The organism is Streptomyces sp. DSM 116795 (assembly GCF_055792905.1).
Genome location: NZ_CM147707.1, coordinates 799,213 through 825,644 on the forward strand (window position 1 = coordinate 799,213; position 26,432 = coordinate 825,644).

Here is a 26,432-nt window from a genome sequence, read left to right on the forward strand (position 1 = left end):
GGGCGGTCAACGCCCTGGACGGGGTGCGCCGAGCCGCAGGGCGTTTGCGACGATCTTGAGACCCATCCCGGCCGAGGAGGTCAGCAGCGACTCGGGGTGGAACTGGACGGCGGAGCGGCGTGCGCCGGAATCCTCGATGCCCATGACGATGTCGCCGCTGAGCGCCGTCACGTGGAAGTGCCCGCGTATCTGGTCGGTGGTGGCGTACAGCGAGTGGTAGCGGCCGACCGTGAACTCGTCGGGCAGTCCGGAGAAGAGCGCGCCGCCCGTGACCTTGACCGCGCCGGGCTTGCCGTGCGCCGGCTCGGGGAGCTGGGAGAGCCTTCCCCCCGCGTGCTCGACCATGGCCTGCAGCCCGAGGCACACCCCGAAGGCGGGCAGCGCTCTGGCGTCGAGGGCGTCCAGCAGGCCCGCGGTGCCGAAGTCCCCGGGCCGGCCGGGGCCGGGCGAGAGGACGACCAGGTCCGGAGCGAGTTCGTCGAGCAGGGATTCGGGAAAGCCATGGCGGACGGTGGTGACATCGGCGTGCTCCCGGCGGAAGTAGCCGGCGAGCGTGTTGACGAACGAGTCGTCGTGGTCGATCAGCAGCACCCTCGGCACGGCGGGTCCGCTCCCAGCGGCCGCGCCGGAAGCGGCACTTGCGGTTCCGTCCCGCCCGCGCCGCGGCTCGGGTGCCGCGGCCGCCGCCGCGTCCGGACTCGGTGCGTCCGGACCCGCTGTGTCCGGACTCGCTGCGGTGGCGGCCGGCGCGGGGGCGAGGGCGTCGAGCAGCGCACCCGCCTTCAGATAGGTCTCCTTCTCCTCCTCGTCCGGGTCGGAGTCGTGGAGGAGGGTGGCGCCTGCCCGTACCGCGGCGATCCCGTCGCGGATCTGCGCCGTACGGAGCGTCAGTCCGGTGTTCATGGAGCCGTCGAAGCCGACGAAGCCCACCGCTCCCCCGTACCAGCGGCGGGGCACCTCCTCGTGGTCCTCGATGAACTGCATCGCCCAGGTCTTCGGGGCGCCGGTCACGGTGACGGCCCAGGCGTGCGAGAGGAAGGCGTCGAACGCGTCGAAGCCGGGACGCAGAGTGCCCTCGACGTGGTCGACGGTGTGGATGAGCCTCGAGTACGTCTCGATCTGACGGCGGCCGAGGATCCGCACGCTCGCGGGCTCGCACACACGGGACTTGTCGTTGCGGTCAACGTCGGTGCACATGGTCAGTTCGGCCTCGTTCTTGGCCGAGTTCAGCAGGGCACGGATCTGCTCGGCGTCCTCGAGCGCGTCGCCGCCCCTGCGGACGGTCCCGGCGATGGGGCAGGTCTCCACGCGCATGCCGGCGCCGTCCGCGCCGTCCGCGGTGACGCGTACGAACATCTCGGGGGACACGCCCACCAGGTGTTCGCCCTCGCCGAGGCTGAAGTGGAATTCGTAGGGGGCCGGGTTGGCCGCCCGGAGACGCTCGAAGAAGGCCTCCGGTGCGTCGCACTCGCCGTACACGACGTGCCCGGGGGTGACTTCGAACAGATCGCCCCGGGCGAATCGCTCCTTCGCCCGTCGCACCAGCTCGGCATAGGCGCCCGGAGTGGGCTGTTCCGGAAGCGGCGCCGCCGCCGGTGAGGGGATCGCGTCGGTCTCCCGCGGCAGCCCGGCCGTGCTGCGGCCGTCCACCTCGAACTCGTAGGACAGCCGGTGGTGCATGCCCAACCCAAGGTCGGTGACGATCAGTTCGTCCGCCAGATGCAGGACCAGATCCCGCTGGTCCGCCGGGCGCGGCCGGTGAAGGCGCAGCGGCTCGAACTGCTGGGCGAGGTCGTAGCCGAACGCTCCGTAGAGGCCGAGGTACGGGTCGCCCGCCGCCGCGAACTCCCGGGTGACCGCGCGCAAGGCGGTGAACACGGTGGGCCGCCGGCTGCGCTGCTCCTCGGTGAAGAACCCCTCGGGCGCCGGAATGTGCACACAGGTGTGGCGGTCGTCCTCCGACACGGTGTCTCCGGCGCTCCGCAGAGCACGGGAGACGACGGGGAGCACGATGCGTCCGCGCTCGTTGAGCGAGGTGACCCGGATGTTCCGCCCCTGCGCGGTGATTTCCAGGCAGGGATCCGTGTAGGCGGTCTGCCATTTGCGGTACCGGCCGGGATACTCCATTCCGGAACTCAGCACTCCGCCGCGCCGCCGCCTCAGTTCCCGCAGCACGGAGGGCAGGTCGATGCTTTCGTCCTCCTCCAGTGGAACCGCGGTACGGACAACCCGTATCCCGCCTGGAGTCTCCTGCTCCGTCCGTCGCACTCGAAGCACCTCCGCATGACGAAGAGGGCTGCTTTCCCCCTTTTCGAAGCTCGACCATGCCCTGCCGGAGGGCGCTTTCGCGACCGCTTCCGTTGCTCGTTCCGAAGGGCTTTTCTTGCGTATCAGGGAGCTTGTTGCGCGATCGGCGGGGAACGGCAGCAAGCCGTTGACCAGGGCCGCTCCGAAGCACTGGAATCACTCCGACCGTCCAGCGAGGAAGGCAGGTCGAAGTGGCGACTGTTGGCCGGCACACCTTGGAGCGACTGCGCGAAATCGTGGCCGAGGTGTGGGAAACGGATGTCGAGGACGTCGATCCGAGCGCGTCGTTCCATCGCGACATGGAACTGGACTCGCTGCAGCGGACCGAGATCTTCGCACGGGTCGAGAGTGAATTCGGCGTGACGCTCGAACCCGAGACAGTCGTGCAACTGCGCTCACTCGACGATATTTTTCATCAACTGCAGCATGACCGGGAAGCGTTGAGCCGGGTCGTGCCGGGAGACGAACAATGAACCCATTGCAGCGTCTGCTTCTGCGGCACCTCAAGGCGGGCCGCGGCGACCGTGTCAGCTATGTCGACTCCGCAGTCGGTGAAGTCAGCTACGAGCAACTCCACCGAGCGGTGCGGGCCTACGCCACCGCGCTCGGCGACCTGGGAGTACGCCCGGGCAGCCGGGGTCTCGTCGTCTCCGACGACTCCGCGGCGGCCGTCGTGGCCGTGCTCGGGCTCTGGTGGCACGGCTGTGTTCCCGTACCGACGAGTCCCGAACTGCGGGACGAGGAACTCGCGTTGCTCGCCGAGGACTGCTCGCCGGCGTTCGTGCACCTGGACGTGCCGGAGAGCAGAGCCGCCGTGCTGCACGGCCGGCTGGGCGGCATCGCCCGGATCGACGGCTCACAGGTGCGCGGACATCTCACCGGCGACGCGGCGGCGGCGCGGCTCGGCGAGGGCGGTGACCCGGGTGAGCCCGCGGAGACACCCGACGACCACGAGGTCCTCGTCCAGTACACCTCCGGCAGCACCGGCAGGCCCCGCGGAGTGCGGCACAGCGCCGCCGGAATCGACGCCGTACTGGACGGCTTCGGCGCCGTGCTCCGGCTGCGGGCCGACGACACCGTGCTGTCGACGGCCAAGCTGTCCTTCGGGTACGGGTTCGGCAACTCCGTGCTGTTCCCGCTCGCCGCCGGGGCTCGCACGGTCCTCCTGGACGGCCCCGTCGACGCGTACACGGTCGCGGTCGCGCTGCGCAGACACCGCCCGACCGTGCTGTGCGCGGTGCCACGGGTGTACGCGTCACTGGCGGACCTCGCGGCGAAGAACGGCGCCGTGGAGACCGACTCGGTCCGTACGGGGGTGTCGGCGGGCGAGCATCTTCCGGCCGACCTGTCCCAACTCGTGGCCGGCACCTTCGGTTTCCCCCTGCTCAACGGTCTCGGCTCGACCGAGGCGCTGCACATCGTCGTGAGCACCCGGCCTCCCGGGCCGGCGAACGGCTCCACCGGCGTGCCCGTCCCGGGTGTGACCGCGACGGTGCGGGACGGGAAGGGCGAGCTCCAACCCGACGGCGAAGAGGGCCGGTTGCACATCGCGGGCGCCTCGGTGGCTCTCGGCTACATCGACCGGCCGGAGGCCGACGCCCACACCTTCACCGACGGCGGCGTCTACACAGGCGACATCGTCCGCCGTACCGCCGACGGCGATCTGCAGCACATCTGCCGCTCGGACGACCTGCTCAACCTGGGCGGGTACAAGGTCTCCCCGCTGGAGATCGAAGCGGCGCTGCGGCACACGGAGGCGGTGAAGGACTGCGCCGTCTCCGCCACCCGCGACGAGGCGGGGCTCGGACAGGCCACGGCGTACGTCGTGCCGCGCGAGGGCGCCGATCACGACGAGCTGCGCCGCGCCATCCGCGCCACGCTGCGTGCGAGGCTCGCCCCGCACAAGCGGCCCACCCGTGTCGAACTCCTGGAGGCGCTGCCGACGACCTCGACGGGAAAGCTGGCCCGCTTCAAGCTCCGCGGCCCACAGGGGCTGCGATGAGCTGGGACATCATCGGCACGGGAGCCGTCACCTGCATCGGTGAGGGTACGGACGAGGTATTCGGCGCGCTCTGTGCCGGCCGGAGCGGTGTGGCTCCGCTGCGGGCGTTCGAGGCGGACAAGTACCGCGTGCAGCACGCCTACGAGATCGACGACCGGTCCGTACCGGGTCAGGACGAACCGGGCCGCGCGACCCGCTGGCTCCGCCGCGCCGTTGCCGAGGCGCTGCGCGACGCCGGTCTCACGGGCGACGTGTCGGAGTATCCGGTCCTGGTGGGCACCACGCTGCGGGAGCTGCGCACGGCCGAGCTGTGGTGGCGCGACGGCGGCGGCACCCGGCTGGAGCCCGCCGACCTGCACTTCTCCCGGGCCATGCGCGAGGAGTTCGGCACCACGCACACCCAGACCGTGGCCAGCGCGTGCGCGGCTTCGCTGTACGCGCTCGCCATGGCCACGGACCTGATCGACATCGGCATGGCCGACACCGTCGTCGTGGCTGGTACGGACTCGATCGCCGAGAGCTCCTTCGGAGGCCTGGACAGGGTGCAGAGCCCTCCCCCGGAGTCGATCCGGCCCTTCGACGAGTCCCGGCGGGGCATGCTCATAGGCGAGGGAGCCGTCGCGGTGGTGGTCCGCCGTACGGACGCGGCCGGCCCGCCGGCGCTCGCACGGGTCCGCGGCGTGGCGTTGAACTGCGACGCGAGCCACCCGACGATGCCCGACGCGGCCAGCGTGGCCGGAGTCATCAGGGAAGCGCACGAGCGCGCCGGGGTGAAGCCGCACGACATCGATCTCGCGATCGTGCACGGCAGCGGCACGGCACAGAACGACGTGGCGGAAGCGCAGGCGCTGCACGAGATCTTCGCGGACGCCGGTCCGGGCCCGCTGGTCACCTCGATCAAGTCCGCGGCGGGGCACACATGCGGAGGCTCCGGCCTGCTCAGTGTCGTGACGGCCCTGATGGCGATCCGCCACGGCACCGTGCCTCCGATCCTCGGTCTGGAGAGCCCGATGGCCGAGTCGGAAGGACTGCGCCTCGTGGGCGGACGGGCCGCCGCGTCCCCTGTGAACACGGCTCAGATCCATGCCATCGGTCTGGGTGGCATCAACGGCGTGGCGGTCCTGGAGGGAGCGGAGTGAGCGGAACAGGCGGACCGGCCCGTGCACGCACTGGCGTCCCGGGGCCGGCGGTGATCACGGGCGTGGGGCTCGCCACGACAGGTGTCGGCGACGCGGCGGAACTGCTGGGCCCGGCGCGGCTCACCAGTCGCACGGACGGCGCGGACGTGGCGATGAGCGGGCGGGGTATGCGGCACAAGGACCGGGCCTCACGGCTCTCCCTGCGCGCCGCCGACCGTACGCTCCGGGACGCGGGCCTGCTCGGCGAGGACGCCGGCACCCAAGGGACGCTGAACCGCGGAGCGGTCGTGGTCAGCAGCAACTTCGGCAACCTCGACACGGTGTGCGAGTTCACCGACACCATCCACAGCGAGACGGTCGTCGGGCTCAGCCCCATGCGTGTCCCGCACATGTCGAGCAATGTGACGGCCTGCTGGATCGCTCTCGAACACGGTATGCGGGGCCCGAATCTGACGCTGTGCAGCGGCACCGCGAGCGGGCTCGACGCCGTGTTCTGGGCATGGACGATGACGGCCACCGGCCGCGCCGACCTCGCACTCGTGATCGGGGTGGAGCCCGACACGGAACCGGTGGCCCGGCTCCACGGCCAGGACGGCTCCGCGCGCCGGCTCGACGGAGCCGCCGGGCTCGTCGTGGAGTCGGCCGCGCACGCGGAGCGGCGGGGCGTCCGTCCTCGCGCGCTGGTCAGCGGGTACGGCCGTGACGTCGACCGGGAGGCAGCGGTGAGTGGAGCGCTGCGCTCCGGTACGTCGCCGCTGCGCCGGCAACTGGCATCCGCAGCCGGGACCTCGACCGGAACCGGCACCGGCACCGGCACCGGCACCGGCGAGTACGCCGGCCAGGAGCAGCCCGTCATCGATGTGACCGCCCGGCTGGGCCGCTGTTCGGGCGCGCTCGGTGTGCTGCAGTGCGCTGCCGCCGTGGCGCGCTTCGACCAGGGAGGCGCGGAATCCGTCCTGGCCGTGGCAGGCAGCGGCGAGACGGCCCGCGGAGAACGGGCCGGACAGGCCGGACAGGCCGGCGGACAAGGGGCCGACGGAGAGGGCGATCCCAGTGCGGTGGCCGCGTTGCTGCTGTCCGCACCGCAGGAGCACACATCGAGAGGGAGGGCGGCATGACGACAGCCAGTCCCGTCCGCCGAGCCGTCGTGACCGGCCTGGGAGCCGTGTCGTGCCTCGGCGGGGACGTACCCGAGTACTGGAAGGGGCTACTTCAGGGGGGCGCCAGCCCCCGCGAGGTCCCGCTGCCCCACATGAACATGCGCGCCACGCGCATGTATCTCGTACCGGACGAGGACGTGCCCGCCACTCCTGAGACCTTCAACGGCATTCCCCTCGGGACCGGGCCGCGGGCGGCCGTGAAGGCAGCCGCCGAGGCCCTTGAGGACGCGTCCGCAGACGCCGGCATGCGTCGGAACATGCCGGTGGTGATGGGCGTGGAGATGGGCAACGCCCAGGTGCAGGAGAACGGCCGCGGACCGGACGGCTCCGGCGATGCGCCGTGGACGCCGCTGACCGTCACCTCCGCGGTCGTGGGCTGGTCCATAGGGTCACGCGCGGGCAACATCAGCGTGGGAAACGCCTGTTCGGCGGGTGGATACGCGCTCACGATCGCACTGGACATGATCCGTGCCGGCGAGGCCGACATGGTTCTCGTCGGGGGCGGCGAGGGCGTGACGCGGGTGGGGATGGGCGGTTTCGACAGGCTGGGCGCCGCCGATCCGGAACGCTGCCGCCCGTTCGACCGGGACAGGTCCGGGACGATGTTCGGCGACGGAGCGGCCGTGGCCGTGCTGGAGTCCGCCGAACACGCCGCCCGCCGTGGCGCACGCGTATACGCCGAACTCGCCGGTGCCGCGTGGAGTTGCGACGCGCATCACCCCACGGCACCCGATCCCGAGGGGCGCCAGATAGTCCGGGCGATGACCGACGCCCTGGCAGACGCCGGGCTGCGGCCCGACGACGTCGGCTGTCTGCTGCCGCACGGAACCGGGACTCCGCTCAACGACGTCGTCGAGAGCCGCGCCCTGCGACAGGTCTTCGGCGGTCACTGCGACCGCATGCCCCTGCTGTCGCTCAAGGCCGCCATCGGTCACACCGCGGGCGCGGCGGGCGTGTTCGCCGCGCTGGCCGCCGCCCTGATCCTGCACAACCGCACCGTTCCGCTCAACGCGCCGGTCAACCAGGACCCGGAGTGCGACGTGTGGCTGCCGCAGGAGCGGCCGGTGCCGCTCAGCGGTGACGCGGTTCTGGTGAACACATACGCATTCGGCGGCAACAACACCTCGTTTGCGCTGACTTCTGCCGGGAGGGGCGTGTGAACGCGACGGGCCGGATGGTGATCACGGGGCTGGGCGCCGTGGCACCCGGCGTGAACGAACCGGCGGACGCCCTCGCCCCGGCCGTGCCGCCCTGGCCGGACTGGTTCGACGTACGGACGGCGTTGCCCGGTCGCGGCTACAAGCGCCTCCCGCCCGGCTGCCAGTATCTGCTCGCCGCCGCGAAGCGGGCGCTGGAGGACTCCGGCGACTGCTTCGAAGGCGTCGCGGAGGAGCGGCGTGGCACCGTCGTGGGCACGAACAACGTCGGCGCGGCCCTGCAGGAGTCCATGGACCGCACGATCATCGACTCGGGCGCCTCCGAACTGTCCCCGGCGACGGCGCCGTTCATGGCGATGAGCTCCTTCGCCAGCCGGCTCTCCACGGAGTTCTCCATACGGGGCTTCAACCTGACGGCCAACTCGCCGGCCACGGCAGGGCTGGAGTCCCTTCAGATCGCGGATCGCGCCCTGGCCGCCGGGCGGGCGAGTGTACTGCTGGCCGGGGCCGCCGAAGACGCGCCTCTGCCCAGTCAGTTCGACGGCGACGGGGCCGACACGGGCGCCGCGGTGCTCGTGTGCGAACCGGCCGCGTCGGCCGAGGCCAGGGGCGCCAGGACGTACGGCGCCTGCCAGGTCCACAGCGCGTACCTCGATCCGGACGAGCCGCGGCCCGACGAGGTCCTCGGCGGGCTGTGGGACCGGATGGCCGGCGCGGGACCGGCGAAGCCGGTGCGCGTGGACGGCGTGCTCGACGGCTCGCCGGTGGGTGCCGCGGTCGCGGAATGGCTGCGCGAGCACGCGAAGGAACTGGAACCCGCCACGGTGAACGTCGCCGTGAACGGCGGCAGCCTCACCCCCGTGCGCCGCATCGTCGGGCTGCTCGCGGCGGGCGTACCGGAGCCGACGCAGCGAGTCGTCGTCGCCGCCTCCGCTCAGGGGAACGTCGCCCTGGCCGGGCTCACCCTCTTCCCCCGGGAACTCTCACACGCGGACAGGAGCTGACCATGCGCATCTCACTCGACGGATCGTGGGCGCTGATCTTCGGCGTATCCAGCGGAATGGGACGGGCCACCGCACGCGCGCTCGCTGAAGAGGGCTGCAACGTCATCGGTCTGCACTTCGACATGGCCGAGGGACGCGCACGCGCGACGGAGCTGGAGGAGGACCTCCGCAGGCGCGGGGTGTCCGCGCACTTCTTCAACGCCAACATCGCCTCGCCGGAGGCCCGTGCCGAACTGGTGCCCAAGATAGGCGAGTTGACCGGTGACGCCGGCCTGCGCATGGTGCTCCACTCGGTTGCCTTCGGCACGCTCCTGCCGTTCTTCCCGACGAAGGAGAACAGCGGGAAGACCATCACGCCGCGTCAGATGACGATGACGGTCGACGTGATGGCCCACAGCCTCGTCTACTGGACGCAGGATCTGCGCGCAGCGGACCTGCTGCGGAGCGGCGCGAAGATCTACGCGATGACCAGCTCGGGCGGCACCCGCGTGCTCCCCAGCTACGGCGCGGTGTCCGCCGCCAAGGCGGCCCTGGAGGCACACGTACGCCAACTCGCCGTGGAACTCGCTCCGCTCGGCGTCTCGGCCAACGCGGTCCGCGCCGGCACCACTCTCACTCCGGCGCTGGAGAAGATCCCCGGCAGCGAGGAGGTCGTCCGGCGCAGCGAGGAGCTCAACCCGCACGGGCGCCTGACCTCCACGGAGGACGTCGCCGAGGCGATCGTGCAGCTCACCGTCTCCGACTCGTCGTGGATCACCGGCAACGTCCTCGGCGTGGACGGCGGGGAGGCCCTCGTCGCCTGACGCGGGCCCCGCCCCGGAACACCCCGATCCGGGACGGCCGGCACCAGGCCGGACCGTCCGGCACAGCACCACACGCACACCGATACAGAAGGATGATGACCGTGTCGAACAGCCAGGGCACCATGCTGGACCGCGAGGACCTCCGCGAGTTTCTCGCCGTAGAACTGGAACTGCCGGCCGAACAGATCACCGACGACGCCCAGTTCGCCGCGGACCTCGGGGTCGACTCGCTGATCGCGATGGAGATCATCGTGCAGCTGGAGAAGCGCTACGGCGTGAAGATGGACGAGTCCGAGCTCGTCGAGATCACATCGCTGAACAGCGTGTACGACCTGCTCGCCGGCAAGCTCCAGGCAGGCTGACATGGATGCGTCCGGGCGTCCTGTCGCCCTCGTGACGGGCGGCTCGCGCGGCATCGGCAGCTCCGTCGTGCAGCGTCTGGCCACGGACGGGTACGACGTGGCGTTCTGCTTCCGCTCGAGTTCGCAAGCCGCGGACGAGACCGCCGCCAAGGCGGAGGCCGCGGGTGCCCGCGTCCTCGCCCGGCGGGCCGACGTCTCAGTTCCCGAGGAGGCCCAGGCCTTCGTCGCGGGTGCCGCGGAGGAACTGGGACCGCTGTCGGCCATCGTCACCTGCGCGGGCGTGGTGCGGGACACCCCGCTGGTGCGCATGCGCGAGGACGACTGGAACGACGTGATCCGTACGAACCTGGACGGGACTTACCACGTCTGCCGCGCAGCGGTTTTCTCTCTGATGAAGCAGCGTCAGGGCAGCGTGATCACGCTGTCCTCCGTGGCCGGTGTGTACGGCAACGCCATGCAGACCAACTACGCGGCGTCCAAGAGCGGCATCATCGGCTTCACCCGCTCACTCGCCCGCGAGGTGGGCCGGTTCGGGATACGGGCCAATGTCGTCGCCCCGGGTCTGATCGACACCGAGATGACCGCGGACGTGCCGGCGGAGGCCCGCGAAGAGCTGCTCGGCCGCATACCGCTGCGGCGTCCGGGCACTCCCGAGGAGGTCGCCGATCTGGTGTCCTTCCTCGCCTCCGACCGCGCCGGCTACATCAGCGGCCAAGTGCTCGGCGTGGACGGGGGGCTGGTCGTGTGAGACTCCCGCTCCCGGAGGCGCTCCTCGCCCCGCTGTCCGGGGGGCGCCTCGGCCGGTTGCTGGCGATTCCGGCGGCGCCCTTCGCCGGGGCGCGGCTGGCGCACGCCGTCAACCACCCGCCCAGGCCGAAGCGGCTGCGTTCCCCGGCGGACTTCGGGCTCGACCCGGAGGAGCTCCGCATCCCCGTACGCAACGCCAACGGCAGCCTGCACGCGTGGAGTTGCCCGGGCGATCCGCGGCGGGTGGTGGTGCTCGGGCACACCATGGGCTCGGAGAAGTCCCGCAGCCTGTCCTACGCCCGCATGCTGGCCGAAGCCGGCTGGACGGTGGTGCTCTTCGACTTCCGCAACCACGGCGGGAGCTTCACCGACCGCGGACTGACCGGGTTCAGCGGCCGGTTCGCGGACGATCTGGTGGCCGTCGTCGAGTACATCAGGGCGCAGCCGGAACACGACGGCGCCCGCATCGCCCTGTACGGGATCTCGATGTCCTCCTTCGCGGTGCTCAAGGCCGTCGGCCGGCTCGCGCCGCTCGACGCGGTGGTCTGCGACAGCGGTCCGGCGGCGGAACCGGCCGAGGCGGTGCGCAATCTCCTGCGGACCGGGCTGCTGCCGCTGCCGCGGGTGATGCGGAAGCCGCCCGCGAGAGCGCTGCTGGAAGCGGCGTTCGTGCCGCTGGTCACGGCTGCCATGAGCGTGCCCCGGGAGTGGCCTCCCTCGTCGGAGGGACCCGGATACGCGACGACGCCGATGCTGTTCGTCGTCGGGGACCAGGACGAGGTACTCAGTCACGAGCAGGTGACCGCGCTGGCGCGCTCGTATCCCCGCAGCGAGGTCGCCGTCGTACAGGGGGCCGGACATCTCCGGACGATGAAGAGCGACCCGGAGACATACCGCAAGGTGGTGCTCGGCTTTCTCGCCGGACACCTGGGCGACCCGGGAGGCGAGCTGCCGTGCGACTCGCGCTGAATCTGCGGTACTTGGGCGCCCGGGGCGTCAGGCCGGGCCACGAGAAGATGCCCGTGCTGGCCCGCGAGGCGGAAGCACTCGGCTTCTCCGCGGTCTGGGTGGCGGAGAACACGGGTTCCGATGCGCCCACGCTGCTGTCGTGGCTCGCGGCGCAGACCACCGGCATCGAGCTGGGCAGCGCCGTGATGCAGATCCCCGCCCGTACTCCGGCGGCGACGGCGATGACCGCGGCGACCGTGGACACCGTCTCCGGCGGGCGGTTCCGGCTGGGGCTGGGCGTTTCGGGACCTCAGGTCTCCGAAGGGTGGCACGGCATTCCGTTCGGGCACCCCCTGGCCCGTACGAGGGAGTACGTGGAGGTCGTCCGGCGTGCGCTCGCTTCGGGCGCGGAGCCGCTGCGTCACGAGGGAGAGCACTACCCGCTTCCCCTTCCGGGCGGCCCCGGCAAGGAGTTGAAACTGGGGATGCGTCCGGCCCGTACACGGCTGCCGGTCTATCTGGCGGCGGTGGGACCGCGCAATCTCGAACTGGCCGGTGAGATCGCGGACGGCTGGCTGTCCGTGTTCTTCGAGCCCGAGTCGGCCGGCGAACAGCTCGCCCGCCTGCACGCCGGCCGGCGGCGGGCACGGTCCGCGGGAGGGCCGCCCCAGGGCGGCGACGACGGCCGGCCCTTCGACGTCGTGGTCAGCCTTCCCGTCGTCATCGGCGACGACGTCGAGGCGTGTGCCGACCCCGCCCGCGCCTACACGGCCCACTACCTGGGAGGCATGGGCAGCCGTGCGCACAACTTCTACAACCGGCAGGCCGTGCGCATGGGTTACGGCGACGCGGCGGCCGAGGTGCAGGAGCACTATCTGCAGGGACGGCTCCGGGCAGCCGCCGCGGCCGTACCGGGTGAACTGCTGGACCGCACCGCGCTGCTCGGGCCCGTGGACCGCGTGGCGGACCGGATGCGCGCCTACGCCGACGCCGGGGTGGACACCCTGTCGGCGATCCTCTTCACGCGGGACGTCGCGGACGGGGTGCGGACCCTGCGCGCGCTGACGGACGCTTACGACAAGTCCGGCACGGCGGACTGAGGAGCCTCGATGTACGACGTGATCGTCGTGGGTGCCCGCTGCGCCGGAGCACCCACAGCCATGCTGTTCGCCCGCGCCGGATACCGGGTGCTGATGCTGGAGCGGGCCCGCTTCCCCCGCGACACCCTGTCGACTCTGTACATCCACCAGCCCGGCGTCGCACTCCTCGGCAGCTGGGGCGTGCTGGAGAAGGTGGTGGCCACCGGCTGTCCGCCGATCACCTCCGCGCTCCACCAGGTCGGGGACGTACGGCTGGAGGGCTGTTCGGCTCCGGTCGACGGCCACCGGGCCGCCTATGCCCCCAGGCGCCACCTGCTGGACGGCGTCCTGGCGGAGGCAGCGGCGGCGGCCGGAGCGGAGTTCCGCCAAGGGTGCGCCGTCACCGGCGTACTGACGGAAGGCCGCCGGGTGACGGGGGTACGCGTCAAGAGCGGGGGCCGCGAGTACACCGAGCGCGCAGCGCTGGTGGTCGGAGCGGACGGGATGCGCTCCACGGTCGCCGCCGCGGTCGGCGCCGGCACGACGATGAGCGACCCCTTGATGACCTGCGTCTACTACACGTTCTGGTCCGGGGTTCCGGCTCGCTTCGAGGCCTACGGAGCACGGGACCGCTGGGTCGGCTGTGCGCCGACGAACGACGGACTGACGCTGGTGGGCGCGTACTTCCCGCAGTCCGAATTCGCCGAGGTGCGCGAACGCTCCATGAGCGCGTACCTGGAAGCACTCCGGTCCGTCGCTCCCGGCCTGCACGAACGTGTGCGGTCGGGCAGCCGGGCGGAGCGTCTCTACGGCACCGGGGCGCAGCGGAACTTCTTCCGCCGGGCGGCCGGGCCGGGCTGGGCGCTCGTGGGCGACGCGGGAGCGCACAAGGACTCCATCTCCGCCGACGGAATCACCGACGCCTTCCGGCAGGCCCAGCTCCTCGTCGACCGTACGGGCCCGGTGCTGCACGACAAGACGCTTCTCGCTTCTGCGCTGCGGGAGTTCGGGGAGGAACGGGACGCGCTGCTCACCGACCGGTACCGGACCACGCTGTCCATCGCCATGCTGCGGCCGGAGCTGCGGCTGAGGACCCTCGCCGCCATGGCGGACGACCCCCGGTCGACGGAGCGGTTCTTCACCGGCATGGCGGGCGCCGGTCAGCACGCCGCCGCACCGGCCGGCGCGGCGGCGGACGAACACTGAACACCGGGAGGGATCAACGTGGCACTCGACTCCTTCGGCGTCGCATTCCCCGGGCAGGGTGCCAAGCCCGAGGCGATCGTCGCCGCACTCCGCCGCTACCGGGACCATCCGGCTGTCGGCATGTTCCTGCAGCACTTCAGGGTCCGGGACCCGGAAGGGCTGGACTTCCTCGACACCGCGGTGTCCCAGCCGGCCACGTACGCCGTCGGCATCGCCACCGTGCACACCGCGTTCGGCACGGACCCCGGCGAGCTGACCGCGCCGGTCGTGGTGGGGCACAGCCTCGGCGAACTGACCGCGGCCGCCTGCGCGGGCGTGATCGGCGTGGAGGACGGCTTCCGGCTCGCGGTGCACCGGGGCACTCTCTGCCGCGAACAGAACGGACGCCGGCCCGGCGCGATGGTCGCGGTGGTCGGACCGGAGCTGCACGACATCGAGTGGCTGCGCCGGCGCGCGCTCGGTGTGAGTGGGGGAATCCTCGAAACAGCGGGCATCAACAGCCGCCGGCAGGCGGTGCTGTCGGGGGACAGCACCGCCGTCGGTACGGCGGTCGAGCTCGCCGAGGAGGAGGGGCTGCGCGCCGAACTACTGCCGATCGGGGGCGCGTTCCACTGCCCCGTGATGCTGGACGTGATCCCCGAGTGGCGCTCCGCCGTCGGCTCCGTGGCCTTCGGGCCGCCCCGTGTTCCCGTCGTCTCCACCGTCGACGCGCAGGTCCATGAGGATCCCGCCGAGATCCGCGAACGCCTGATCCGGGCTCTGCTGCTGCCGGTGCTGTGGCGGGACGCGGTGCGCACGGTCGCGGAGCTGGGCGTGCCGGGGCTGCTGGAGACCGGCCCCGGCGACGCGTTGCTGAAGCTCGGACGCAGGGAGAAAGTGGTTGAGTTCGCCACGCTGGGCTCCGGCTGAGGAGAACCCGGCGCGGCCCAGGAGGCCGGCGCCGGGCGTGAGTTCAGGAGTGTGCCGGGCACGCGGGGAGCGGCCGGCCCGCGGTCCGCACCTCCTCGGACGGACGGGGGACGGCGAGCGCCAAGGCCACAGCGGTGGAGACGGGGCCCTCCAGGCCGCGCACGAACGCCCGGTCGAACGCGTCGTCTCCCATGCGCTCACGTGCCAGAGCCTCCGCCTCGTCCCGGAAGCGCTTCCATGTGTTCCCTCCGAACCACGGTTTGCGCAGGCTGTTCCAGCACTGCTGGGCGGCACCGAGGAGATGTGCGGCGCGCGCGGCGTCCGCACCGGCCGCCAGGATCCGGCCCATGAGGTCGAACGACATGGCGAGGCCGACCTGGTCGTGGAAGCCCCACTTCAGTCTCACGGCCTCCTGCGCGTGGGTGAGCGCACGGGCCGGTGCGTCCCGGACGTGCTCGGCGCACGCCAGCACGTAATGGGCGTAGGAGAGCACCCACTTCTCTCCGTGGCGCTCGCAGCAGACCCGCGCGTCCTCGCAGAGCTGGACGGCCCTGTGCGGGTTTCCGCGGAAGACCTCCGCCATTGCCAGATGGACCGGGGCGATCACGGAGACGCTCTCCCTCCCCGACTGCGTGCCGTACATCTTCACGACCTGCTCCAGCAGATCCTTCGCCTCGTCGTGGTCGCCCATGATGAGTGCGGCGGTGCCTTTGATGTGCAGGACCGACGTCAGCGCCGCCTCGTCGTCGAGCTGGAGCGCGAGAGCACAGCCCTCGTCGAGCCTGGCCATTCCCTCCTCGCTGTTGCCCTGGAGGAAGTGGATGCGTCCCATCACCCACAGGACGTGGGCCCGTACGGCCGACGGCGCGGTGCTCAGCTCCAGCATCTGGTGCAGCCAGTACTGGCCCTCCGCGACGTAGTCGCTGCCCGCCCAGAACAGATGGAGGGCCGCCGCGAGCCGCAGCCCCGTCTCCGCCGTCGCGGGACAGGTGATCGCGTGGTCCAGCGCCGTACGGAGGTTGTCCTGCTCCTCGCGCATCCGCTCGAACCAGGCGAGCTGTCCCGGCCCGAACCACTGACGTACGCCCCGCTCGGCCAGGTGCAGGTAATGGGCCTGGTGCCGGGCCATCACCTCGGACTCCACGGCCTCTTCGGCGAGCCGCTCCACTCCGTACTCACGCAGGCCGCCCAGCATCCGGAAGCGCAGACTCCCGGCGTGCTCGTCGCGGAAGAGAACGGACTTGTCGACCAGCCCGTCCATCAGCGACAGGAACTCGTTGCGGCGGAAGCCCTCCCCGGATACGGCCTCCGCGGCAGCGAGATCGAAACTGGAGGGGAAGACGGACAGCCTGGACCACAGCTGCTGTTCCGCACCTGTGCACAGGTTGAAGCTCCACTCGATGGTCGCGCGCAGCGTACGGTGCCGCTCCGGCACCGATCGCGGCCCGGCCGCCAGCAGTTCGAGCCTGCTGTCCAGCCGGTGCAGCAGTTCCTGCAGCGAGAGCACCCTCAGCCGCACCGCGGCGAGTTCGATGGCCAGCGGAATGCCGTCGAGGCGCGCGCAGATCTCCGCGGCGATGCGGCGCTCCGCGGGCGAGAAGCTGAGACCTCCCGGTATGACGGCCGCCGCGCGGGATGTGAACAGCGCCACCGCGGCTTCTTCGTCTCCCCCGCCGGCGTCGCCGTCGGGCCCCCGTACCGCAAGAGGCGGAACCGACATGATGTGTTCGCCTGCGATGCCGAGCCCCTGGCGGCTCGTGACCAGGAACCGGACGCCGGGGGCGGCGTGCAGGAGCCGGTCCACGACCTCGGCGCACGCGTTGAGCACGTGTTCGCAGTTGTCCAGCACGATGAGGCAGGACGAGTCCCCCAGGTGCTCGGCGACGGACTCCAGCGTCCCCTCGTCGGACCGCCCCTGGACCTGCAGGGTCTCGGCCAGCACATGCGCGATGAGCTGCGGCTCCCGCAAGTTGGACAGTTCGAGGAGCCAGACCCCGCCGGGGTGGGCGCCGGCGTTCTCGGCCGCCGCGCGCACCGCCAGCCGGCTCTTGCCCACGCCGCCGACGCCGGTCAGCGTCAGCAGTCGTGAACCGGTCAGCAGCCGCCCCACCTCGGCCGTCTCCTCCTGCCGCCCGACGAAACTCGTCAGCTCGGCCGGGAGATTGCCGGCGTGGCGGACCGCTGCGGGAGTGCCGGAGTCCCGGTCGGCCGAAGCCGGCGCGACAGCGGACGCAGCCGGGCCGTACAGCGACAGGTCGTCGGCGAGAATGGCCGATTCCAGCTCCCGCAGTTCCCGTCCCGGCTCGATCCCCAGCTCGTCCACGAAAACGGCGCGGGCCCTGCGGAAAGCCGCCAGCGCCTCGGCTCGGCGTCCGGAACGGTAAAGGGCGAGCATCATGATTTCCCATAGCCGTTCCCGGTACGGATGGTTGTGCACGTGGTGCTCGGCCTCGGAAACCAGGCCCGCGTGTTCGGCCGTCCCGAGCCGCGCCTGGAACAAGTCCTCCAGCGCGTTCAGACGGAGTTCGTCGAGGCCTGCCGCCTCCACCTGAACCCATCCGCCTTGCCGGCAGTCCGACAGTGCGTCTCCCCGCCACAGGTCGAGGGCGGACGAGATCTCGGCGACCGCTTCTCCGGCCCGGCCCTGTTTCAGAAACTGCCGCCCTGATTCGGCCATCTCTCTGAATTTGTGGCAGTCGACATGCTCCCGCGGGACATGGAGCGAATAACCGGAACCCTGAGTGGCGATGACGTCCGGTAAGCCCCCGGCACGCCATTCGGCGCGCAGCCGCGTGAAGTGGCTTCGCAGCGTCGTCCGGGCCGTCCGCGGCGGCCTCGCGCCCCACAGAGCCTCGATGAGCGCTTCCCGCGACACCGTCTCACCTGCGCGAACGGCCAGGCAGGCGACGATCGTCCGTGGAACGCCGCCCCGCAGTTCCACCTCCCCCTCAGGCCCGCGTATCGCGAGCCGCCCCAACACGTTGATCAGCAAGATGTCGGTCATACGTCTCACCATGGCCCCCGTCGGCGTTGGTCTGGGTGCGCGGTGCCTTCGGCGCGACCGGATCGGCGAGTCGGTTCCGCTGCCCCCCTCAAGAACACTACGCGGCAATTGATTTGGCGACGGTGCGCCGTGAGCTACGTCACGCGGGAATCGGACGGCTGTCCCGGCCGGGTTCCGTGCATCCGCTCTGCATCACCCCTGCATCCGCAATCCTGTTGTACTGACCGGGAGTTCAACCGCCCCATTGACTCTCGGTCGGAGATCCATGGTTTCCACATGTCAGAGAGATGAACGCCAGAAGCAGGAGCCCGGTGGCACCGCCCGGATAACCGTCATCAGTGACGACCTCTCGTCCTCTCCGCACATGGCACAGCTCGTGCCGGTACTGGAGAACGCGATCCGTACGAACGGGGGTACGTGCGTCACTTGGGCTCCCTCGCACCCTTGGCTGCCCGCCGTCCACGACTCACAGGCCGCAGGCGCCTACGAAAAGCTGCGTGAGGCCGTACGCGGTTCACAGTCGTTGGTGCTCCTCACATCGGTGCACAACAACTCCTATTCGAGTGCACTCAAACTCACCCTCGACAGTCTCGACGCACGGCACACCCGGAGAAAGGCCGTCGGGCTGGTCTCCCTCGACAACGGGCGTTCCACCTATGCGATCGACCAATTGCGCATCGTCCTGGCCGCGATGGAAGCGGTGACCATCCCGCGCTCCCTCGTCGTCGCTCATGACGACTTCCGCCCGGAGGAATCCAATCCGCTTTCTGCGGCACGCCCGCTGCGCGACCGTGTCGAGCAGTTCGTCGACGAACTCACCTGGTTCACCGCCAAGTTGCGGCCCAGCGCGGACAGCCCGGCAGGCGCGAACGTCCGCCAGGAAACGCACGGCGCCTTGTCACCTCGCATCGACAGCGCCGTCGCGTACATCAAGGAGAACTTCGCCGACAACGCCCTGACCCTCGATCTCGCCGCAGACGCAGCTCACCTGAGCCGCTATCACTTCTCACGGACCTTCAAGAAGGAGACGGGGCGGCGGTACATCGATTTCGTGACCGACTTGCGCATGGGAGAGGCGCGGACGCTGCTCACCCGCACCGACCTCTCCGTGGCCGAGGTGTCCCGCCGGGTCGGCTACCAGGACCCCGGCCATTTCCAGCGCACTTTCAAGGTGAGCGTCCACATGTCCCCCTCGGATTTCCGGAGTGTCCAGCACCGCAGGCGCGGCACCGTACCGGCGAAGGAAGTGAAGTGATGGTCGACTACGACGCCGTGTACGGCGGAAGGACGCCGCTCGGAGGCCGTCCGCCCTGGGACATCGGGCGGCCCCAGCCCCAGTTCGTCACGCTGGAGGAAGCCGGCCGGATCCGCGGCGAGGTACTGGACGCGGGCTGCGGCACCGGCGAGCACACGCTGTGGCTGGCATCCCGGGGTCACCCGGTCACCGGCGTAGACATCTCGGCGGTGGCCGTCGGCAAGGCCCGCGCCAAGGCCGAAGAGCGAGACGTGCGCCCGGATCTGGTCGTCGGCGACGCCTTCGCACTGCCCGGATACGAGGACCGGTTCGACACGGTCGTGGACTGCGGGCTGCTCGATGTCTGCGCCGGCGAACGGCAGTCCGGCTACGCCGCCGCACTCCACAGGGCATGCCGTCCCGGCGCATCCGTGTACATGCTCGAACTGAGCGCCGAGTCAACGGAGTTGATGAGGAAGACGTTCATGGAACTCGGCGTCCCCGAACGCCACTTGTCGGACCTGCCCCGGCTCGCCGAGGACGACGTGCGCCGTGCGTTCGCCGACGGCTGGGACGAGGAGTGGCTGGAGGAGGGCACCATGCGCGTCAAGATGCCCGGCGTGGCCGAAGAGCTCGACGTTCCCGCCCTCTGGGCGGCCTACCGCCGCCGGTGACGGATCAGGGGCCGCTGCTGCGCAGTTACGTGGGTGGACGATGGCGCACGCCTGAGGGCCCGGGTGTTCCGCTCCACGATCCGGCCACCGGAGACGAGACCGCCCGGGTCTCGGGGGCGGGAATCGACGGCGCGGCGGCGATGGAACACGCACGCGCGGCCGGTCCCGCCGTACGGCAGCTCACCTTCCGGCAGCGCGCGGAACTGATCGGCGAGCTCGCCCGCCGGCTGAGCGGTCACCGCGCGGAGCTGCGGGAACTCCATGCGCGCAGCGGAAGCACGCCCCGGGACGCCGATTACGACATCGACGGCGGGCTGCGCGCCCTGCGTGGCTACGCCCGCACGGGAACGAGGGTGCTTCCCGCCGACACGGTGTTCATCGCGGGGCGGCCCGAGAGCCTCGCGCGCGACGGACATCTCGCCGGTCAGGGTGTGCTCGTGCCACGGCCCGGGGTGTCCTTGCAGATCAATTCCTTCTGCCTGCCCGTGAGTTCGGCCCTGGAGAAGTTCGCCCGCGCCTTCCTCGCCGGAATGCCGAGCGTGGTGCGGCCGTCCCACCGGACGGCCCCGCTGGCCGTGTCCGTCATCGAGCGCGTCATCACATCCGGCGTGCTCCCCGAGGGGGCCCTCCAGGTCGTGTGCGGTGCCACGGGCCTTCTCGACGGGGTACGCGCACACGACGTGATCTCCTTCACCGGTACGTCGCACACAGCGCGGCGCGTGCGCGCACACCCGGGCGTACTGCGCCACGGTGCCGATGTCCACGCCGACGTCGAAGCACTGCGGTGCGCCGTGCTGGGGCAGGACGTGCTGCCGGGGAGCAGCGCGTTCGACGCCTTCGTCGACGAGCTCGTGGCGTCCATGACCCTGTGCGCGGGCCAGACCCCTGCCGCCGTGCGGCGGGCCTTCGTTCCCGGCCCGCTGTGCGCGGAGGTCGCGGCGGCCGTACACGAGAGGCTGTCCGAGGTGACGGTGGACGGCCCGCGCGCGCCGGGCACGGACATGGGGCCGCTGGTCGACCGGGGTCACAGCGAACGGGTGCGCCGGGCGCTGGTCGGTCTGACGGCACAGGCTCGGCCGGTGACCGCCGCCGCCGGGCTGGTGAGCGGCGCCGCCGAAGGGCCGCTCACCGCCTGGGAGGGCGCGGCCGTGAGCCCTTTCATGCGTCCCGTTCTGCTGCTGTCCAAGGACGCCGCGGCACCGGCACCGCACCGCGTCGAGGCCTTCGGGCCCGTCTGCACCCTCCTGCCCTATGACTCGGTGGCGCAGCTCACCGGGGCGATGTCGCTGGGAGGGACCCGCGGGTCCGTGTCCGTCGTGACGGGAAGCGCTGAAGCGGCCCGCGATCTCGGGCGGCACCTCGCTCCCTGGTGCGACACGGTGCGGTTGCACGACGCGTCCACGCCCGGAGGGTTCTCGTCCCAGGCTCTCACCCCGCTGCCCGCGGGGGCCGCCGGAGGGGACTCGGAGCGCGTCCGCGCGGTGGAGCGTCTTCTGCTGCACACCTCGGCGGCTGCCTCCCCCGGGATGCTGGGCGCCCTGACCGGACGATGGGTGAGCGGAGCCGAACGCAGAACCTCCGGGGGCAATCCGCTCCGCAAGGGGATCGACGATCTCCGGGTGGGGGATGCGATCGTGTGCGGCCCGCGCACCGTGACCCGTGAGGACATAGCCCGGTTCGCCGAACTGACCGGAGATCACTACTACTTGCACACGGACGACGAGGCCGCGCGCAGCAGCTCCATGTTCGACGGGATCATCGCCCACGGCTATCTGGTGCTGTCGCTGGCAGCGGGGCTCTTCGTCCCGCCGGAACCGGGACCGGTCCTGGCCAACCAGGAGCTGCTCGATCTCCGCTTTCTCGCGCCCGTGCGCCCCGGGGACGCATTGACGGTCACTCTGACGGCCAAGGAGATCGCGCCTCGTCCGCACTCCTCGCAGGGAGACGTCCGCTGGGACGTCGAGGTCGTCGACCAGGACCGGCGCCCCGTGGCCCGCTACGACATCGTGACGCTGATGGCGTCCGGCGGCCCCTCGCAGTGAGCAGTCACCGCGGAGGCCCCCGGTCCGCCCTGACGCTCCGCCGGCTACCGGCTACCGGCCGAACCCGAGCAGTTCCGGCTTCTCGGCCCGTGAGCGCCATTCGGCGGCCGGATCGGCCACCAGGCGCCGGGATTTCAGATCGAGCAGCCCGCTCACATGCTGAACCTCAGCGGCGATTTCTCCGTCCCTTCGCCGCAGTACATGTTCCACGCGGTAGGTCTTGCCTTCCCCCCAGATCCACTCACAAGTCACGTCCACTTCATCCCCGCCACGCAATTCGTTGTGGTACCGGATGACGGTTTCCAGATTCACCGGCCCTATTCCGCTGCCCAGAAGTTCGTCGACGTCGATTCCCGCCGCGCGTACGCACGCGAAGCGTGAATGGTCCGCGTACTGGACGTAGACGGGTCCGTTGACGTGAAGCTGCGGGTCGATCTCGTAGGATCTGACCTCCATTTTCACGGCGAAGGGCTCGACCGTCATTCATTTCCTCCCGTTGCCTGTCACTCCGTCAAGTGCCGTACCACCATAACCATTTCATGGTGTGCTGATGGCCGCGGGAAGAAGTGAGGACCATGGGAACGGTCACTTGCCCACACCGTGCTTTTGCGCCAACGGCTCGGGGGCGGAAGCCGTCCGTCACTCCCCCGTCTGCCCCAGACGCGCGGCGGCCAGCTCGCGCACCGCGTGACGGCGCAGCTTTCCGCTTGCCGTGGTGGGGAGTTCGTCCACGATGACGACTTCACGCGGCCGCTTGAAGGCGGCGAGTCCGTCGCGGCAGAACTCGATGAGTTCCTCCGGACCGGCCTCTGCGCCGTCCGCGAGCACGGTGCACGCCACGGGTTTGTCGATGCCGTCCTCGTCGGGCAGACCGACCACGGCGGCCATGGAGACGGCCGGGTGCTGCAGCAGCCGGGCCTCCACTTCGGACGGCGCGACCCAGATGCCGCCTGCCTTGAGCATCTCGCCGGTGCGACCGAGGCAGGTGTAGTAGCCGTCGTCGTCGACGACGTAGGTGTCGCCGGTGTGCAGCCACTCGCCCTGGAAGACCTGCCGGGTGACGCTCGTCCTGCACCAGTAACCGGTCGCTATCGACTCGCCCTTGACCAGCAGCGACCCCGGTTCACCCCGCGGGACGTCGCGGCCGTCGCCGTCGACGACGCGCAGCTCGTAACCCTCGACGGCGGTCCCGGTGGTGCCGGGGCGGGAGCTGCCGGGGCGGTTGGAGAGGAAGATGTGCAGCGCCTCGGTTGAGCCGATCCCGTCGAGGATCTCGACACCGAAACGGTCGGCGAACCTGCGGCACAGGTCCGCGGGCAGCACCTCTCCCGCGGAGACCGCGAGCCGTACGGAGCCGAACACCTCGGGCGGCACGTCGGAGCGCAGCAGCGCGGCGTAGAAGGTGGGCACGGCGAAGAAGAGTGTGGGCCGGTACTCGGTCAGCCGCTCGGCGACGGACTGCGGCGTGGGCCGCTGCGGATCCAGTACGGTCTCGGCGCCGGCCGCCAGCGGGAAGAAGAGCGAGTTGCCGATGCCGTAGGCGAAGAAGAGCTTGGCGACGGACAGGCACCGGTCGGCGGAGGTGATGCCGAGCACCTGCCGCGCGTAACTCTCCACGACGTGCCGGATGTTGGCGTGCCGGTGCATCGCGCCCTTGGGCTTGCCGGTGGTTCCGGAGGTGTACAGCCACAGCGCGCAGGAGTCCTCGGAGGTGATGCAGGGGTCCTGCAGTTCGCCGCCGCGCCGCCGCCCTTCCTCCACGAGTTCCACGAAGGGACGCAGCCGTACTCCGGCGGGCACTGCGGGCGCCGGCCCTTCGCCGTCTCCCGAGACCGCGACGTACCGCACACCCGGTACGCGCGCGAGCGCCGACTCGGCGGCGGGGGCGAACTCCTCGCTCACCAGCAGCACTTGCGCTCGCGAATCCCCGAGGAGTTCGGCGAGTTCCAGCCCTGTCAGCATCGTCGAGACCGGCACCGGCACGGCGCCGAGCCGCATCGTCCCGAGAATCGCGGCGGCTGCTTCGGGGCCGTCGGCCATCAGCAGCATGACCCGCTCCTCGGCGCGAACTCCCCAGGCCTGGAGCCCGGCGGCGATGTGGCCGGCGAGCTCTGCCAGACCGGCGTAGGTCAGCTCTCCGGCCGGGCCCGTGATCGCCGTACGGTCCGCCGTCGCGGGGTCGACCGCTGCCTGGAGGAGGTAGTCGGAGGCGTTGAACATGCCGGGGACGAGGGGTGTGCCGGGAACGACGGACGGAGTCACGCTGTGGGCGGTCATCGGGTCTCCCCTTCACCTGGAACCGTTGCGTCATGCTCTACAGGTTCCGGACGTCCGTCAATAGCGATGTGGAATGATTGGACAGGGCAACGGCCTTGCGGCACATACTTGGTCCCCACACCGGCACGGGCGACGGCGGAGGGGCCATGGCCGCAGCGGGCGAGGACGGCGACACGGCCGCCCGCAGCGCCTGGCGGCCCGCCGCGGACCGTCCCTGGAAGGCCCTCGACGACGGGGAGAGCGAATGAACGGGAACGGGTTCGGGACGGGCTTCGAGAAGACCGTGGGGATGGACTTCCCCGAGATGACGGCCGACAGGACGGTCGTCACCTGCGAGATCACTCCCGATCTCCTCCAGGCGTACGGCATCGTCCACGGCGGCGTGTACTGCTCGCTGGTGGAGACGGCCGCGAGCATCGGCGCGGCCGTCTGGTACGCCGACCGGGGCAACGTCGTGGGCGTCGCCAACCATACGAACTTCCTGCGGGCCATCGGCTCGGGCACCGTCACCGCCACCGCGACCCCGATCCACCGGGGCCGCACCCAGCAGCTCTGGCTCGTCACCGTCACCGACGAAGCGGGCCACGACATCGCCCGTGGTGAGGTGCGCCTGGCCAACCTCCCTGCCGGCGACGGCAGTCCGGAGCGCGGGGACGGGCAGGCACCGGACCCGGAGCGGCCCGAGAGCGCCTGAAGAGGCGGCGCGGACCCCGGGGCCGCCGGAGCCCGATGCGGGCGCCCCGCGCAATGGGAACGGCGCGGGCTGCGCGCCCGCGCCGTCCTTGATGCGACCGGCTCCCGTCAGGCGTGGAGCAGTTCGCCCGGCACCGCCTTCGAGTCGGCGCGGACCTCCGCGGGGTTGGTCTCGCGCAGTGCCCATGTGCAGCAGAAGGTGACCAGCCCCATGAGCGCCACGAAAGCCGACACCAGGGTGGTCGAGCCGGTCTCCGCGATGAGCGCGGTCATCACCAGCGGGGTCGCGCCGCTGACGGTGATGGCCGCGAGCTGGTACGCCAACGAGGCCCCGGAGAACCGGATGTTGGGCGCGAACAGCTCCCCGATGTAGGCCGCGGCAGGCCCGTACGTCATCGACTGGAAGACGCTGCCGACGGCCAGGGCGACGAAGAACAGCCACAGGCTCCTGGTGTCGACGAGCCAGAAGTACGGGAACGCCCAGAGGATCAGCATGGCCGAGCCGATGAGCACCATCGGCCTGCGGCCCACCCGGTCTGACAGGGCGCCGGACCAGAGGATCACCCCGGCGCCGATAAGCGAGGTGAGGAGCGAGACCGCGAGGAGCGACTCGTGGCTCATGTGGAGTTTTTCGGTCGCGTAGCTGAGAACGCCCGCGATGCTGATGTAGAAGAGGCAGTTGGTGGCGGCCAGCGTGCCGCACGCGAGCAGGATCTTGCGCCAGTCCTTGCGTACGGCCTCGCTCAGCGGAGCGCGGGCCACCTTCTGCGGCTTCTTCTCCGACACCTCCGCCTGGAGCGCCCGGAACTCCGGGGTGTCCTCGACCTTCGTCTGGATGTACAGCACGACCGGGAAGAGGAGCGCGGAGAAGAGGAACGGGATGCGCCAGCCCCAGCTCAGGAACGCCGACTCCGACATGGCGGCGGTCGCCGCCAGGAACGCCACGTTGCCCAGGATCACACCGAACGGCACGCCCATCTGCCCGAACGTCCCGGCGAATCCCCTGCGTTTGGGACTCGTCGACTCGGTCAGCAGCAGCACGATGCCGCCCCACTGACCTCCGCACGCGAGACCCTGCACGAAGCGCAGTGCCACGAGCAGCGTCGGCGCCGCGATCCCGATCGACTCGGCGCTGGGCAGACATCCGATCAGGAGGGTCGCCAGACCCATGCCCAGCAGGCAGACGACGACCATGGGCTTGCGGCCGTAACGGTCACCGAAGTGACCGGCGAGGATGCCGCCGAGCGGGCGGGCGATGAAGCCCGCCCAGAAGGTGCTGAAGGAGAGCAGCGTCGCGGCGAGCGGCGAGCTGGAGGGGAAGAAGACGTGCGGGAAGACCAGCGCGGCGGCCGTCCCGTACAGGAAGAAGTCGTACCACTCGATCGAGCTGCCGATCAGCCCCGCGGCGAGCAGCTTGCGATGGCTCTTGGGCGGGATCCCGGGCTGCGCCGCGGTCGCCTCCCCGCTCGGTTCTGCCGTTTCAGTCATCGGGCACTCCTTCGAGGGGTGGACTGCAACCGGTCACCGTAAGCTGACGTCATGTTCAACTTGAGAGCGAAGCTTGGGTGAAGGCCGTTGTGCTGTCAACAGTCGCGGCAGAACCTTCTGCGCTGCGACGACGCCGTCACCCGGGACCGCGGCGCAGCGGGCTCAGCGGTGACCGGGCTCAGCGGTGACCGGACTCA

Annotated in this window: 22 protein-coding genes; 17 read left to right on the forward strand and 5 right to left on the reverse strand. The window is 70.8% G+C overall.

Annotated elements, in window-relative coordinates; all coding sequences use genetic code 11:
* Positions 1 to 6 precede the first annotated feature (6 nt).
* A complete protein-coding gene (locus ACSMXX_RS03460; RefSeq protein WP_473182549.1) occupies positions 7 to 2,268 on the reverse strand; it encodes an anthranilate synthase component I in 2,262 nt (753 codons plus the stop codon).
* A gap of 230 nt (positions 2,269 to 2,498) precedes the next feature.
* Between ACSMXX_RS03460 and ACSMXX_RS03465 the strand changes: the two genes are divergently transcribed.
* The 13 genes from ACSMXX_RS03465 to ACSMXX_RS03525 all read left to right on the forward strand — a co-directional run bounded on the left by ACSMXX_RS03465 (position 2,499) and on the right by ACSMXX_RS03525 (position 14,823).
* A complete protein-coding gene (locus ACSMXX_RS03465; protein ID WP_473182550.1) occupies positions 2,499 to 2,780 on the forward strand; it encodes an acyl carrier protein in 282 nt (93 codons plus the stop codon).
* Positions 2,777 to 4,309 carry an AMP-binding protein gene (locus ACSMXX_RS03470; protein ID WP_473182551.1) on the forward strand — a complete coding sequence of 511 codons (1,533 nt, stop codon included), beginning with the start codon at positions 2,777 to 2,779 and terminating at the stop codon, positions 4,307 to 4,309. The genes ACSMXX_RS03465 and ACSMXX_RS03470 overlap by 4 nt, the downstream gene beginning before the upstream one ends.
* Positions 4,306 to 5,448: a beta-ketoacyl-[acyl-carrier-protein] synthase family protein gene (locus ACSMXX_RS03475; RefSeq protein WP_473182552.1), complete on the forward strand. Its 1,143-nt coding sequence runs from the start codon at positions 4,306 to 4,308 to the stop codon at positions 5,446 to 5,448. Before ACSMXX_RS03470 ends, ACSMXX_RS03475 begins: the two co-directional genes overlap by 4 nt.
* Entirely contained in the window at positions 5,445 to 6,566 is a 1,122-nt protein-coding gene (locus tag ACSMXX_RS03480) for a beta-ketoacyl synthase N-terminal-like domain-containing protein (RefSeq protein ID WP_473182553.1), read from the forward strand. The genes ACSMXX_RS03475 and ACSMXX_RS03480 overlap by 4 nt, the downstream gene beginning before the upstream one ends.
* Positions 6,563 to 7,768, forward strand: coding sequence for a beta-ketoacyl-[acyl-carrier-protein] synthase family protein (locus tag ACSMXX_RS03485; RefSeq protein WP_473182554.1), 1,206 nt, complete (start codon positions 6,563 to 6,565; stop codon positions 7,766 to 7,768). Before ACSMXX_RS03480 ends, ACSMXX_RS03485 begins: the two co-directional genes overlap by 4 nt.
* Positions 7,765 to 8,769 (forward strand): beta-ketoacyl synthase N-terminal-like domain-containing protein, encoded by a 1,005-nt coding sequence (locus ACSMXX_RS03490; RefSeq protein ID WP_473182555.1) that lies wholly within the window; start codon positions 7,765 to 7,767, stop codon positions 8,767 to 8,769. Before ACSMXX_RS03485 ends, ACSMXX_RS03490 begins: the two co-directional genes overlap by 4 nt.
* 2 nt (positions 8,770 to 8,771) lie before the next feature.
* Positions 8,772 to 9,572, forward strand: coding sequence for an enoyl-ACP reductase FabI (locus ACSMXX_RS03495; protein ID WP_473182556.1), 801 nt, complete (start codon positions 8,772 to 8,774; stop codon positions 9,570 to 9,572).
* Positions 9,573 to 9,673: 101 nt separating this feature from the next.
* Positions 9,674 to 9,934, forward strand: a complete 261-nt coding sequence (locus ACSMXX_RS03500) for an acyl carrier protein (protein ID WP_473182557.1) — start codon at positions 9,674 to 9,676, stop codon at positions 9,932 to 9,934.
* 1 nt (position 9,935) lies between these two features.
* Positions 9,936 to 10,682, forward strand: coding sequence for a 3-oxoacyl-ACP reductase FabG (gene fabG / locus ACSMXX_RS03505; protein WP_473182558.1), 747 nt, complete (start codon positions 9,936 to 9,938; stop codon positions 10,680 to 10,682).
* Entirely contained in the window at positions 10,679 to 11,650 is a 972-nt protein-coding gene (locus ACSMXX_RS03510) for an alpha/beta hydrolase (protein ID WP_473182559.1), read from the forward strand. Before fabG ends, ACSMXX_RS03510 begins: the two co-directional genes overlap by 4 nt.
* Complete coding sequence (locus tag ACSMXX_RS03515; protein WP_473182560.1) at positions 11,635 to 12,729, forward strand: LLM class F420-dependent oxidoreductase; 1,095 nt, start codon at positions 11,635 to 11,637, stop codon at positions 12,727 to 12,729. The genes ACSMXX_RS03510 and ACSMXX_RS03515 overlap by 16 nt, the downstream gene beginning before the upstream one ends.
* 9 nt (positions 12,730 to 12,738) lie before the next feature.
* On the forward strand, positions 12,739 to 13,914 hold the full coding sequence (locus tag ACSMXX_RS03520) for an FAD-dependent oxidoreductase (protein WP_473182561.1): 1,176 nt from the start codon (positions 12,739 to 12,741) through the stop codon (positions 13,912 to 13,914).
* Between the two features lie 18 nt (positions 13,915 to 13,932).
* On the forward strand, positions 13,933 to 14,823 hold the full coding sequence (locus tag ACSMXX_RS03525) for an ACP S-malonyltransferase (protein WP_473182562.1): 891 nt from the start codon (positions 13,933 to 13,935) through the stop codon (positions 14,821 to 14,823).
* Positions 14,824 to 14,866: 43 nt separating this feature from the next.
* Here the strand turns inward: ACSMXX_RS03525 and ACSMXX_RS03530 are convergent, their stop codons facing one another.
* Positions 14,867 to 17,827, reverse strand: a complete 2,961-nt coding sequence (locus ACSMXX_RS03530; RefSeq protein ID WP_473182563.1) for an AfsR/SARP family transcriptional regulator — start codon at positions 17,825 to 17,827, stop codon at positions 14,867 to 14,869.
* Between the two features lie 364 nt (positions 17,828 to 18,191).
* On the opposite strand from ACSMXX_RS03530, the gene ACSMXX_RS03535 reads away from it, so the two are divergent.
* From ACSMXX_RS03535 to paaZ, 3 genes are read left to right on the forward strand one after another with little or no spacing between them, the layout of a single operon-like run.
* Positions 18,192 to 19,082: a helix-turn-helix transcriptional regulator gene (locus ACSMXX_RS03535; protein ID WP_473182564.1), complete on the forward strand. Its 891-nt coding sequence runs from the start codon at positions 18,192 to 18,194 to the stop codon at positions 19,080 to 19,082.
* On the forward strand, positions 19,082 to 19,735 hold the full coding sequence (locus tag ACSMXX_RS03540) for a class I SAM-dependent methyltransferase (RefSeq protein ID WP_473182565.1): 654 nt from the start codon (positions 19,082 to 19,084) through the stop codon (positions 19,733 to 19,735). The genes ACSMXX_RS03535 and ACSMXX_RS03540 overlap by 1 nt, the downstream gene beginning before the upstream one ends.
* A complete protein-coding gene (paaZ, locus tag ACSMXX_RS03545) occupies positions 19,732 to 21,777 on the forward strand; it encodes a phenylacetic acid degradation bifunctional protein PaaZ (protein ID WP_473182566.1) in 2,046 nt (681 codons plus the stop codon). Before ACSMXX_RS03540 ends, paaZ begins: the two co-directional genes overlap by 4 nt.
* Positions 21,778 to 21,828: 51 nt before the next feature.
* On the opposite strand, the gene ACSMXX_RS03550 is transcribed toward paaZ, so the two are convergent.
* Both ACSMXX_RS03550 and ACSMXX_RS03555 read right to left on the reverse strand, forming a co-directional pair.
* Positions 21,829 to 22,260 carry an acyl-CoA thioesterase gene (locus ACSMXX_RS03550; protein ID WP_473182567.1) on the reverse strand — a complete coding sequence of 144 codons (432 nt, stop codon included), beginning with the start codon at positions 22,258 to 22,260 and terminating at the stop codon, positions 21,829 to 21,831.
* A 156-nt stretch (positions 22,261 to 22,416) separates the two neighbouring features.
* A complete protein-coding gene (locus ACSMXX_RS03555) occupies positions 22,417 to 24,054 on the reverse strand; it encodes a benzoate-CoA ligase family protein (protein WP_473182568.1) in 1,638 nt (545 codons plus the stop codon).
* 244 nt (positions 24,055 to 24,298) lie between these two features.
* Here ACSMXX_RS03555 and ACSMXX_RS03560 point away from each other — a divergent pair, with 244 nt between their 5' ends.
* Positions 24,299 to 24,748, forward strand: coding sequence for a PaaI family thioesterase (locus ACSMXX_RS03560; protein ID WP_473182569.1), 450 nt, complete (start codon positions 24,299 to 24,301; stop codon positions 24,746 to 24,748).
* A 107-nt stretch (positions 24,749 to 24,855) separates the two neighbouring features.
* Here the strand turns inward: ACSMXX_RS03560 and ACSMXX_RS03565 are convergent, their stop codons facing one another.
* Positions 24,856 to 26,235: an MFS transporter gene (locus ACSMXX_RS03565; RefSeq protein WP_473182570.1), complete on the reverse strand. Its 1,380-nt coding sequence runs from the start codon at positions 26,233 to 26,235 to the stop codon at positions 24,856 to 24,858.
* Positions 26,236 to 26,432: the final 197 nt, after the last annotated feature.